Origin of the sequence: Bradyrhizobium erythrophlei, from assembly GCF_900129425.1 — a bacterium.
In the GTDB taxonomy this organism is placed as follows: Bacteria; Pseudomonadota; Alphaproteobacteria; order Rhizobiales; family Xanthobacteraceae; genus Bradyrhizobium; species Bradyrhizobium erythrophlei_C.
The window spans coordinates 4,462,684-4,474,422 of record NZ_LT670817.1 but is presented as its reverse complement, the minus strand read 5'-3'; the positions used below and the strand labels follow the sequence as shown (position 1 = coordinate 4,474,422).

The window sequence follows — 11,739 nt, the reverse complement described above, 5'->3', positions numbered from 1 at the left end:
GCCAAAAACGGACTCTGAGGTTGCCGTCTACCGAAGGTTGCCAACGTTGGACGCACTGCGGACCTATAGCTTCCGCGAAATACCGTCGTGTGCTATCGCTTACACCAAGAGTCCGTCTGGGAAAGGTCGTTTCACGGAGATACTGCATGTGTGCGGAGTGTTCGGAGCAGGAACTCAGCCAGCCCCTCGGCCCCCTCCATCGTCGGAGTTTCCTGAAAGCATCTGCCGCAATCACTGCGACGACGTTTTTAGGTGCGGGGGCGCTCAGCGGCATTGCCCATGCTGACGCGCTGACCAAGGCGCAGCGCGACAAATTGAGTCCTGACGGCATTTTGGCGTTGATGAAAGAGGGGAATAAACGCTTTTATTCAGGCAAGCCCGAAAATCGTGACGTCCTAGCGCAGCAACGCGCCAGCGCCAAAGGTCAATATCCGGCCGCGGTGCTGCTTACCTGCATCGACTCGCGGGCTCCCGCCGAGATGATCCTGGACCTCGGCATCGGCGACGTCTTCAACAGTCGCGTGGCTGGCAATGTCGAAAATCCCGACATCCTTGGCAGTATGGAATTCGCCTGTAAATTGGCGGGAGCCAAGGTGGTTCTGGTCATGGGCCATACCGCGTGCGGCGCGATCAAGGGCGCAATTGACAACGCCGAACTCGGCAACCTCACGGGCTTGCTGGCGAAAATCAAGCCCGCGGTGGCGGCGACGTCGTACGCCGGCGAGAGGACGTCGAAGAATGACGCATTTGTTGACGCTGTCGCCCGGAAGAACGTGGAAATTACGATGACCGCCATTCGCAAGGACAGTCCTGTACTGGCCGCAATGGAGTCCGGTGGCGCTATCAAAATCGCCGGTGCGATGTACAATCTGGAGACAGGTGTGGTGGATTTCTTCGCCGCATGATGGCGTTGCTGTCTGGATCAGTAGCCGCCATCATCGTCGTGCAGCCTGGGTTTAGGCGCAGGGCCGGGTTTAGTTGTCGCTCCCGCGGGGCGGGGCTCTTTACCTGGTTTGCCGACGGCCTTTGTGTCTAGCCCCATATCCGCCCCTCGGGTGGCTTTCCGATCCAGGTTCTCCTCGGCCTGTATCCGGAATCACGTGATTTCGGCGCTGCGCTCAACAAGATGCGCACGCGAGGGTGCAGGGTCAAACCGATCGGCGAAATATTGGGTTTCGTTGGCTACCAGTCCTTCGCGGAATTCCATGATGCTCACCGTGTAAGATGGTATGCCGTCATAGGTGAGTACGAATTCGGTGACCCAGAGATCGCCGCTGCCGATAATTCGCCGGACCGTAAAACGCTTCTTGTTTGGCTGGACAAACCGGCTCTCTTGAATGTTGTGCCGGCCGCGGATCCGCTCGCCCGATTGCGGATATTCAAGCACAGCATCCTCGCGGTAGATTTCATGTTCGACGTTGAAATCGCCGGCATCCGAAGCATCCCAATGGCGTTGCAGCGCCGCCCGCGCGGTTCGATCATCCATCTCAATCTCCCATCTACGCTTCCGGCTATCGTTTCGGGACCACTGAATTCATTGTGCTGCACGCCATTTTTGAAACATGGGGCGCGCCATTGCGCGATCGCGCCAGTCGTGGGTCGCCTCACGATGCGGGCGAACTGCGGTTCGGTTGAAGGATACGCCTGCGGGGTGCCCGCGACAATGTGCGGATTTCGTCGGCTAGCGGCGCGAAGACGCCTCGATTTGGACAAGTGGCCTGACCGAATGTCGCATGTCTCAACGTGCCAGACGATGACATTTGCCGGCACGGATGGGACCGATGTGCTATCATCGGGTTGCGGAAACGGGGTTTTGTCACACCACGGCGCTCAGCCAGATGGGTGTTCAGATGATCACAATTCCGGAACTGGTAGCGCAGGCTTTGGGGTCGTTCCTGACTTCAGAAACCAAGAGCCGGTTTGGCTCTTCGGATGCCCGGTTGGCTGAAATTCTTCCTTTCGCGGCCAGACTGACCTTGGATTGCATCGGCAACAGCGATGCCCTGTATCACAACATTGAGCACTCGATGCTCGTTACCCTCGCCGGGCACGACATCCTGATGGGACGACAGATGTTGCGGGCAACTACCACGGGCGATTATGCGAATTTCATTTTAGCGTGCCTCACCCATGACATCGGATACGTTCGCGGCATCTTGCAAGGAGATGACACCGAGTCCTACGTCGCAGATCTCAGTGGTCGCAGGGTTCATCTGCCGCGAGGGTCGTCCGATGCCGCGCTCGCACCCTATCATGTGGATCGCTCGAAGTTGTTCGTCACCGAGCGCCTCGACGGCACCGAGGAAGTCGACGCCGGCCGAATTGCCCGAGCGATCGAATATACCCGCTTTCCCTATACATCATCTTCGAACGACGACCTCATCGAAGAGGAGGGCTTGTTGCTGCGCGCTGCCGATCTGATCGGTCAACTCGGCGATCCCAACTATCTGAGAAAGGCAAATGCGCTGTTCTACGAATTTGAAGAAATCGGCCTGAACAAAACGCTCGGCTACGATACGCCCGCGGACGTCGTCTATAAGTACCCGCAGTTCTATTGGAAAAACGTCGCGCCGCAAATTCAGACGGCGATACGCTATCTCAATGTCACATCAAGCGGACGCCAATGGATCGCAAGCCTTTATGGCAATGTTTTCCGGGCAGAGCGTGACCTGAACCTGTCGGGTCCGCAACAGTGATCATGCCGCGGCTTGTTTTCCGTTTGAGCCTTCCGGGAAACTGCCCCTTCGTTGGATCACCTTGGCGCGGGCCAAAAGCTGCCGCCAGGAGTCCTTGCGTGCCCCGTGGTCTTCTCAGAAGCGGAAGCGAAGGCCAACCGTGGGATCGATGTTGTTGCGACTGAGGAAGCCGTTCGCCAGTCCGCCATTGTCCTGCGAGAACATGATTCCGGCGTAGGCATCAAACTTCTTGGCAAACTGCCAATCGGCGACGAAAGAAACGGCGTCGAACGTCCCATGGCAGTTTGCGAACGCCGAGGAGTTGGTGCAGTTGACGGGTGCGCCAAAGGCGGGCTGGTCGTAATGATAATAAGCGCCGATCAGATCCAGATTGTCAGTGATGGAGTATTTCACTCCGGTCCAGACAACATGGAATAACTTGTCGCCGGCGCTGAAAGCCGTGTTGTTGATGTTCGTGTTGTTGATCGCAGCGCAGGCGGCGCAGACGAAGTCTCCCGCGATGTCGCTAAAACCGGTCCCGGGGGCAAAAGGATTGCTGGGCGGCGCATATTGAATGAATTCGTATCCGGCAAACAGCTTGAGCGGTCCGTTGCTGTATTTGCCAACCAGCATCACGCTCGTATTATTGGAGAGCGTAGCGGTGAGAACCTGCGGCAGCACCGCCGGCAGCGTGTTGCCGGCAAGCGCTACCGACACGGCGTTCTGGACGTAGCTGCCAATTGCGTCGAGCGAAAGCGTGCCGCCAGCCAGATGGGGAATGTCGCCGCCGACTTGGAGCTGGTAGGCGCCCGTCGCGGCGTTGTTCAGCTCGTAGCCGCCGAATTGCCAGAGCGCCGCAACCCTGAACTGGTTGATGTCGACACGGTACTTCACCGACGTGCTAAATCGGCAGTCTTCGGTATTGCCGACGCCGCAGGTAATTCCCTGCCAGCCGATTGGCGAGAAAGCGTACGAAGCGCCCATCGGATCGTAGGCAAAAACAGCGTCCAAGGTCAGCGAGTTTTGCCGGAAAACGGTCACAGTGCCATAGGGTGAACTGACGCCCAAATAGCCCACGGAATTGTAAAATTGCCCGGCCCGGCTCGAGTCGGCGCCCGCGTCCTGGCTGGTGAGCGGTATGCCGGCGTTCTGGGTCACCGAGTGCGGTCCGTTGGAGAGATGCAGGGAATAAGGATCGAACCCGGCCTGCAGATCGAAGATGAAATCCCAGCCGGGAGCGAGCGGCTCCTTCCCCTTGATCCCGATATTTGAATTGCTCAAACCGTTCGGCGCGAGACTCCACTGCGGGCGATTGCTGTACTTCTGGACGAGATAAGCTGCCCCGACGGCGGACGTCCCATTGAAGGGCGCTCCGTGGCTCAGCCACGTTACACCCCCGTCGATCGTGCCGTAGACCGTGATGCCATTCCAGGTCAATGGGCAGGCCGTGACGACAAAGTCCTCAAGGCTGCTACAGGTCGCTGGTGGCAGCGAAGCCGCGGTGGTCGCGGCGGGCACAGCCTTCGTTGCCATGATGTCGTCAGCCGCAGCATCCGTCGCGTACACCGCGCTAGCGAGTCCGAAAATCATCGATGCGAAAACACCAACTCTTTTCATACCGCCCCCTCCCGAATACCCCCGGTCCCGAAGCTGCGCCGTGCTTACATATACAGCAACAATCGTACTCGGTAAATCGCCGAGTGCTGCGCCGTCTTCGCGTTCGAAGCGGCAGGCAAGGAGCGGGCTTGAAACTCACGTCTGAAAGTGAGTCATTTTCCCGACTTAGCGGTTTAGCGCCGTCATTCTGATCGCGCGCGTGTCACTTCCGGGCTACGCCGATAAGTGGACACCATCAGAGCCTGTCGCCACTACGCTTCCACAACCAGAGGTCCAAAACAGCGATCGTTTCATCTCAGACTCGTTCAAGCCCCATCCAATTGAGGCGGCCAAAACAAAAGCCGCCCGAAGGACGTGAAGCCTGGAGCTCTCAATCTACTCCAGGCGATTGTCGGGCATGGAAAGTGTCGAGCATAAAAAAGAGCGGCTTGAGCCGCTCCTTTTTGGTTTTATACGCAAGGACGCCACTGACCATCGTCGCCCATGTACTTTCCGGACGCCCGGTCGTAGTACGCCCAACGCTGGGCGCAATGGGCCGCAGCAGCGTTGCTCGGTACGAACGAACCGACGCTTGTTTGAGCTTTGTGGAACCCGCCTACGTCCATCAGATCGCCACCGTGGACGCCGTGGAGTTCCGCGGCGAAGGCCGGGGTAGCAACTGCTAACGCGAGTGACAGGGCCGCAGCCCGTACAATTCCAAGTTTCGACATTGCGCTTCTCCATAAGTTCCTAAAGCAGATATCGCCGTTAGGCTTATGGCTGAAGTAGTTCAGCAATCGGCTGCGCTGTATGCCCCGTGCTGGGAATGATTGGTGCGGGGCGCGCAACGCGCCGCGATCGTCAGACGCTCTCTGAGCCGTCTTATTCGGTGATGTCTTCGGTGACGTTGTGCGAGGTCTTTTGCCGGTGCTCGGTCCAATCAGGATCCCAGTAGGGCGGCTTGCCAAAGCGTTTCTGGGCAAAATCCAGAAAGGCCCGCACCTTCGGTGGCACCATGCGATGCGGAGGAAAGACCCCGAAGATGCCACCCGGCGTCGTGGCGATCATGGAGGACCACTCGGGAAGCACGTGCCGCAGGCGACCCGCCTTGATCTCCTCGCCGACCAGCCATGTCGGCAGCAGCGCGACCCCTACGCCGGCAACCGCAGCATCGCGCAGCGGCTCGGCGTCGTCGGCGCGCAACGTGCCGGTGACGGGTACTTCCTCGAAAGCATCCCCGGTCTCGGCCGGGTGACGAAAGAACCAGCGATCGGTCGGCTGCAGCGCATAGACAAGACAATTGTGCTGTAGCAGATCGTTCGGCTCTGAGATCGGCGGCAGGCGGTCCAGATAGGCCGGGCTCGCGCAGGCAATGCGCCGGTGCGGCGCGAGCTTGCGGGCGAGCATGCTGGAATTCATGAGCGAACCGATACGGATCGCGACGTCGGCGCCGACCGACAGCAGATCGACCCGCACATCGGTCAATGAGACATCGAGACGAATATCGGGATAGGCGGCCAGGAAGTCTGGCACGAACGGCATGATGTGCAGGCGGCCGAAGCCGCTCGGGATATGCAGGCGGATCAATCCTTGTGGCCGCCCCTGCATGGCCGAGGCCGCATCCCGCGCTTCCTCCAGGCCGCGCAGAACGCCGCGCGCGTGCTCGTAGAATGTGGCGCCCGGCTCGGTGAGATGCGCGCGGCGCGTGGTGCGGTGAAACAGGCTGACGCCAAGATCCTCTTCAAGGCTGGCGATCGCGCGCGAGACGGTCGATGTCTTGATATTCGTGGCAATTGCAGCTTTCGAAAAGCTGCCGACCTCTACCGCTCGCACGAACATACGCAGCGCGCCCAGATAGTCCATTTTGGCGCCTCCGTATCGCCTTTGCGACGAAGCGTCGAGCACTCACCCGATCAGCCCCTTGCTGCGACCTTCGGTATTCCGGCGAGGCTTTCGGTCGATTTCGACCCGCACTCCGACATTTATTTGCGCGCTTCAAAGACCATCTTCGCGACCGGCAAGCTGCGCTCAAGGTACTCGCGGTGCTCGTCAGTCATCTGATCTCGTGCAGAGGGTTATTTCGAATATTTCGTTCCGGTTGGGAACATTCCCCAATGCGAGCAGCTAATCCATTCATCACTCATGTCATCGGCTCCTTGCGTGACTCCGAGGTAGGTTGGCAAACCGTCGACACCATTAAATTGCATTTTAGATTTCGGTGCCCCAGCGCCGTGAAGAAGCGTCGGCGAACGTGCGCTTTGGTGTCGCGCCGGCCGTGATCCACAATCGGTGATGTCCAAATGGCAACCGATGTCGGAAGGCGCGAATTTATATCCGTGCTCGGCGGCGTGGTCGTTGGCGGCGCGCGCGCTGCAGTCGGATAAAATACGGCGCGTCCGCTTGCTGCCCGCGGGCTATCTGCCAACCGACCCGGAAGGTCAGGCTCGCCGTCGCTGCTTGCCACCGCGTATGAGGTGATTGAGTAACCCGATCAAATATCCGCTTCCACGCCACCACGGTTTGCGCCGCTGGAATCAAGAGGTCCTCGGGGGGCATCCCGAGGACCTCGAAGCAGAGCAAAAAGGAAGTTACTGAAAGGTATTATAGTAAGGATCGCGATGGGTTGGAAGTGCCGGGCGCTCTACGGCGTGCGGTCGGCGGTGACCAGCCGGGCTTCCCGGATCATGGTCTTGGAGCCGGCGACCCGCAGGCAGGCAGCTTCGAAATTCGGCCAGGCCTGCTGCGAGCAGTCCCGCCCCACTGGGTGGATGTCCAGCCGGTCGGCCTTGGCGAGGGCCTGCGGCACGCTGGCTTCGACCTGCGGGGCAAAGCCGGGAAGAACGGTCAATGCGGCGGCGGCGAACGCAGCAATAGCGATCGCTGAGAGAGCTTTGATCATGACGGTCCCCTGTCATGGGCCTTTGCGGCCCGTTGTGTCGTTGGTTAACTGATACCCGGCACCCATTTCCGGATGTCTTCGCCAGCGCAGAAAATGGTTTCGTCCCGCCCGAGATTTGTTTCGTCGCCCGTCCGGGACGAAACATAGTCGGCTTGCTGAGGAGACGCGGCGGGGCGGCAAGTGGTTCAGTGGCCGAGGTGAAATAAAATGTCGGCCGTAGCTGGAACCAGCCCGGCTTGCGGGGCCGACCGGGGCGGGGTAGACGGGTTTATGTCCCGCATCGCACTGTATCCCGGCTCATTCGACCCCGTCACCAATGGCCATCTCGACGTGGTCAGGCAAGCCGTCAGGCTGTGTGACCGGCTGATCGTCGCCATCGGGGTTCACCCCGGTAAAAAGCCGATGTTTTCGATCGAGGAGCGGCTGGAAATGGTCGAGGAGGTTTTCGCTCCGGTTGCCGCCGCCGCCGGCTGCGCCTTCGACTGCACGACTTACGACAATCTCACCGTCACGGCGGCGCAGAAGGCCGGCGCGACCATCATGATCCGCGGCCTGCGCGATGGCACCGACCTCGACTACGAGATGCAGATATCGGGCATGAACGAAACCATGGCGCCCGACGTGCATACGGTGTTCGTGCCGGCCTCGGTGGCGGTCCGCCCGATCACCGCCACACTGGTGCGTCAAATCGCGGCCATGGGCGGCGACGTGTCGGCGTTCGTGCCGCAACAGGTCGCGGCCAGCCTCAAAACCAAATTTCCGGGCTAGTGAGATACTAGCCAGCTTTCACCTCATCTCATCCGGAGTTTCCATGATCCGAATTCTAGCCGTTATCGCCGCGCTGATTTGCGCGGCCCCCGCGATCGCGCAGCCGCTTCCCGCCAATCTCGACAAGCAGAATGCGATTGTGATCGACACCACCAAGGGCCGCATCGTGATCAAGCTGCGGCCCGACCTTGCGCCCAAGCACGCCGAGCGGATCAAGCAGCTGGCACGCGACGGCTACTACAACAACGTGCCGTTCCACCGCGTCATCGACGGCTTCATGGCGCAGACCGGCGACGGTCAGAATTTCAACGGCACCGGCGGCTCGAAATATCCCAACCTGACCGCGGAGTTCTCCAACGTGCCGTACAAGCGCGGAATCGTCGGCATGGCGCGCACCTCCGATCCCAACTCCGCCAATTCGCAGTTCTTCATCATGTTCGCCGACGGTTCGTCGCTGAACGGTAAATATACCGTGGTGGGCGAGGTCGTGTCGGGCATGGACGTGGTCGATAAGATCAAGCGCGGCGAGCCGGTCGTCGACCCCGACAAGATGGTGAAGGTGCAAGTCGCATCCGACATCAAATAAGCCGCCGTGGCGGCGGATCGCAAATCGTGGACAGGAATGGCAGCGGCGCTGCTGCTGATGTCATCGACGTGCGTGCAGGCCCAACCGGCGCAGGTCGATAACATCCGCGACGTGTTTGCGAAGCTGAGGACCTGCTGGAAACCGCCGCCGGCATCGCGCGCCAACCCGATCGACATCACGGTGATCGTGAGTTTCAACCGCGCCGGGCAGATTCTTGGCCACCCGAGGATCACCTATGAATCGGAACAGGCTACCGACAACGACCGGTTGGAGTACCGCGTTGCCGTGATGGAGGCGTTGCAACGCTGCACGCCGATGCCATTTACCGAAGGGATGGCCGGCGCCATCGCCGGCCGGCCGTTCGCCATCCAATTTCACAATCGGAAACCTCCACCCCAACCTGTAGAGAAAAGAGCATGGCTGATACCGAAAACACTTTGATCCTCGAAACCACCCAGGGACCCGTCACCATCGAGATGCGCCCCGATCTTGCCCCCGGCCACGTCGCGCGGATCAAGGAACTGGTGCGCGAGGGATTTTATGACGGCATCGTGTTCCATCGCGTGATCGAGGGCTTCATGGCGCAGACCGGGTGCCCGCAGGGCACCGGCACCGGCGGCTCCGGCAAGAAGCTCAAGGCCGAGTTCAACAAGGAACCGCATGTCCGCGGCACCACCTCGATGGCGCGCGCGGCCAGCCCGGATTCCGGCGACAGCCAGTTCTTCATCTGCTTCGACGATGCGTCCTTCCTCAACAACCAGTACACGGTGTGGGGCAAGGTGACCGAAGGCATGGAGAACGTCGACAAGATCAAGCGCGGCGAGCCGGTGAAGGACCCGGACAAGATCATCAAGGCGCATATGGCCGCCGACGCGGCCTGAAGCATTCGGTCATTCCGGGGCATGCGAAGCATGAACCCGGAATCTCGAGATTCCGGGTTCGCGCTAGTGCGCGCCCCGGAATGACGTGTTGAGACAATGCTGGAGCGCATTGCGCCATGCGCACCGACCTGTTCGACTTCGAACTTCCCGCCGCCAGCATCGCGCTGCGCCCGGCGAGCCCGCGCGATGCCGCGCGGATGCTGATCGTGCAGCCCGATGCGGTCTTGCGCGACCGCGTGGTGGTTGATCTGCCGCAATGGCTCGAGCCCGGCGATCAGCTGGTGGTGAACGATACCAGGGTGATCGCAGCCCAGCTCAAGGGCCGCCGCATCGGCCGCGATACCGAACCGAAGATCGAGGCGACGCTGATCAAGCGGCTCGATGGCTCGCGCTGGCAGGCGCTGGTCAGGCCGGCAAAGAAGCTGTCGCAGGGCGACGTGGTTCGGTTCGGCAATGAGGGCAGGGTCTGTCTGCTCGGCCATCTCGATGCAGAGGTCGAGCACAAGGGCGACGACGGCGAGATCACGCTGTCATTTTCATTTCACGGGCCGGCGCTGGATCAGGCGATCGCCGATCTCGGCAGTCCTCCGCTGCCGCCATACATCGCCTCCAAACGCGTGACCGACGCGCGCGATGCCGCCGACTACCAGACCATGTTCGCCGCCAACGACGGCGCCGTCGCGGCCCCGACCGCGGGATTGCATTTTACGCCGATGCTGGAAGCGGCGTTGCACGCGCGCGGGATCGGGATTCACAGGGTAACGCTGCATGTCGGGGCAGGGACCTTCCTGCCGGTCAAGGTTGAGGACACCGCCGGACACAGGATGCATTCCGAATGGGGGGCCATCAGCCGCGATACCGCCGACGCGCTGAATGCCGCACGGGCCGCGGGCGGGCGCATCGTCGCGGTCGGCAGCACCTCGCTGCGGCTTCTGGAAAGCGCCACGGCGGAGGACGGCACGATCGAGCCGTTCGCCGGGGAGACCGCGATCTTCATCACGCCGGGCTATCGTTTTCGCGCGGTCGATATTTTCCTGACCAATTTTCACCTGCCGCGCTCGACGCTGTTCATGCTGGTATCGGCCTTCAGCGGTCTCGACACCATGCAACGCGCCTATGCCCACGCCATCGAGAGCGGCTACCGGTTCTATTCCTATGGCGACGCCTGCCTGCTGTTTCGTGATAAGTCCACCGGATGACATCAGCCAATCATTTTGAATTGCTCGCAACCGACGGCAAGGCGCGCGCAGGGCAACTGACGACGCCACACGGCGTGGTGCGAACGCCTGCCTTCATGCCGGTCGGCACTTCAGGCGCCATGAAAGGCATGCATTGGCGCGAGGTGCGCGATGCCCGCAGCGATATCGTGCTCGGCAACACCTATCATCTGATGCTGCGGCCGGGGGCCGAGCGCATCGCCGCCCTCGGGGGCTTGCAGACCTTTACCGGCTGGAACGGCCCGATGCTGACCGACTCCGGAGGCTTCCAGGTGATGTCGCTGGCGCAGCTGCGCAAGGTCGGCGAGCGCGCGGTGACGTTTCGTTCGCACATCGACGGCCTCAGCGTCGAGCTGTCGCCTGAACGGGCGATCGAGGTGCAGCGGCTGCTTGGTTCCGATATCGCCATGCAGCTCGATGAATGCGTGCGGCTGCCGGCGGAGCGGAACGATATCGAGCGGGCGATGCAACTTTCCCTGCGCTGGGCCGAACGCAGCAAGCGCGCGTTCGAGACCGCGCCCGCCGGATACATGCTGTTCGGCATCGCGCAGGGCGGCGACATCGCCGAACTCCGCCAGGTCAGCGCGCGCGGCCTGGTCGAGATCGGTTTTCACGGCTACGCGATCGGGGGCCTCGCGGTCGGCGAGCCGCAATCGGTGATGCTGGCGATGATCGACGAGGTGGCGCCGATCCTGCCGCAGGATCGGCCGAGATATTTGATGGGCGTCGGCACGCCCGAGGACATTCTGGAAGCAGTCGCGCGCGGCGTCGACATGTTCGACTGCGTGATGCCGACCCGCAACGGCCGTCACGGGGTGGCGTTCACCCGCTTTGGCCAGATCAACCTGCGCAACGCCCGCCACGCCAACGATCCGCGGCCGCTCGATGACGAGAGCCTGTGGCCGTCCACACGCGATTGCGCACGCGCCTACCTTCACCACCTCGTGAAGTCGGGCGAGACGCTGGGGGCGATGCTGCTGTCGGAAATCAACATCGCCTATTACCAGCGCCTGATGCACGACATCAGGGAGGCGATTTCAGCGGGAACCTTCGAAAGCTTTCGCGACCGAACGCGCGCCGAATGGGCGAAGGGTGATATCGCGCCGCGCTAAACGCA

12 protein-coding genes are annotated in these 11,739 nt (G+C 61.1%); 8 read left to right on the top strand and 4 right to left on the bottom strand.

The genetic code is table 11. The features are described from left to right. Positions 1–146 precede the first annotated feature (146 nt). Positions 147–905 carry a carbonic anhydrase family protein gene (locus B5527_RS21325; protein ID WP_079603286.1) on the top strand — a complete coding sequence of 253 codons (759 nt, stop codon included), beginning with the start codon at positions 147–149 and terminating at the stop codon, positions 903–905. A 191-nt stretch (positions 906–1,096) separates the two neighbouring features. Here B5527_RS21325 and B5527_RS21320 read toward each other — a convergent pair whose 3' ends face one another. Next, positions 1,097–1,486, bottom strand: a complete 390-nt coding sequence (locus B5527_RS21320; RefSeq protein WP_079603285.1) for a nuclear transport factor 2 family protein — start codon at positions 1,484–1,486, stop codon at positions 1,097–1,099. A gap of 364 nt (positions 1,487–1,850) precedes the next feature. On the opposite strand from B5527_RS21320, the gene B5527_RS21315 reads away from it, so the two are divergent. Then, complete coding sequence (locus tag B5527_RS21315) at positions 1,851–2,696, top strand: metal-dependent phosphohydrolase (RefSeq protein WP_079607414.1); 846 nt, start codon at positions 1,851–1,853, stop codon at positions 2,694–2,696. A gap of 114 nt (positions 2,697–2,810) precedes the next feature. Here B5527_RS21315 and B5527_RS21310 read toward each other — a convergent pair whose 3' ends face one another. From B5527_RS21310 to B5527_RS21295, 3 genes are all read right to left on the bottom strand, one after another. Next, positions 2,811–4,208, bottom strand: coding sequence for a porin (locus B5527_RS21310; RefSeq protein ID WP_210199318.1), 1,398 nt, complete (start codon positions 4,206–4,208; stop codon positions 2,811–2,813). A gap of 945 nt (positions 4,209–5,153) precedes the next feature. Beyond that, a complete protein-coding gene (locus tag B5527_RS21300) occupies positions 5,154–6,134 on the bottom strand; it encodes a LysR family transcriptional regulator (protein ID WP_079603282.1) in 981 nt (326 codons plus the stop codon). Positions 6,135–6,912: 778 nt separating this feature from the next. Next, entirely contained in the window at positions 6,913–7,170 is a 258-nt protein-coding gene (locus B5527_RS21295; protein WP_079603281.1) for a hypothetical protein, read from the bottom strand. Positions 7,171–7,440: 270 nt separating this feature from the next. On the opposite strand from B5527_RS21295, the gene coaD reads away from it, so the two are divergent. The 6 genes from coaD (at position 7,441) to tgt (ending at position 11,734) form a co-directional block, all read left to right on the top strand. Next, positions 7,441–7,938 (top strand): pantetheine-phosphate adenylyltransferase, encoded by a 498-nt coding sequence (coaD, locus tag B5527_RS21290; RefSeq protein ID WP_079603280.1) that lies wholly within the window; start codon positions 7,441–7,443, stop codon positions 7,936–7,938. Between the two features lie 43 nt (positions 7,939–7,981). Continuing rightward, positions 7,982–8,524 carry a peptidylprolyl isomerase gene (locus tag B5527_RS21285; RefSeq protein ID WP_079603279.1) on the top strand — a complete coding sequence of 181 codons (543 nt, stop codon included), beginning with the start codon at positions 7,982–7,984 and terminating at the stop codon, positions 8,522–8,524. Between the two features lie 36 nt (positions 8,525–8,560). After that, the gene (locus B5527_RS21280; RefSeq protein WP_079603278.1) at positions 8,561–8,965 is read left to right on the top strand and encodes a hypothetical protein; all 405 of its coding nucleotides are present in this window, start codon (positions 8,561–8,563) and stop codon (positions 8,963–8,965) included. Continuing rightward, positions 8,941–9,405 carry a peptidylprolyl isomerase gene (locus B5527_RS21275; protein WP_079603277.1) on the top strand — a complete coding sequence of 155 codons (465 nt, stop codon included), beginning with the start codon at positions 8,941–8,943 and terminating at the stop codon, positions 9,403–9,405. The genes B5527_RS21280 and B5527_RS21275 overlap by 25 nt, the downstream gene beginning before the upstream one ends. A 116-nt stretch (positions 9,406–9,521) precedes the next feature. Continuing rightward, complete coding sequence (gene queA / locus B5527_RS21270; protein ID WP_079603276.1) at positions 9,522–10,604, top strand: tRNA preQ1(34) S-adenosylmethionine ribosyltransferase-isomerase QueA; 1,083 nt, start codon at positions 9,522–9,524, stop codon at positions 10,602–10,604. Continuing rightward, positions 10,601–11,734, top strand: a complete 1,134-nt coding sequence (tgt, locus tag B5527_RS21265; protein ID WP_079603275.1) for a tRNA guanosine(34) transglycosylase Tgt — start codon at positions 10,601–10,603, stop codon at positions 11,732–11,734. The genes queA and tgt overlap by 4 nt, the downstream gene beginning before the upstream one ends. Positions 11,735–11,739 lie beyond the last annotated feature (5 nt).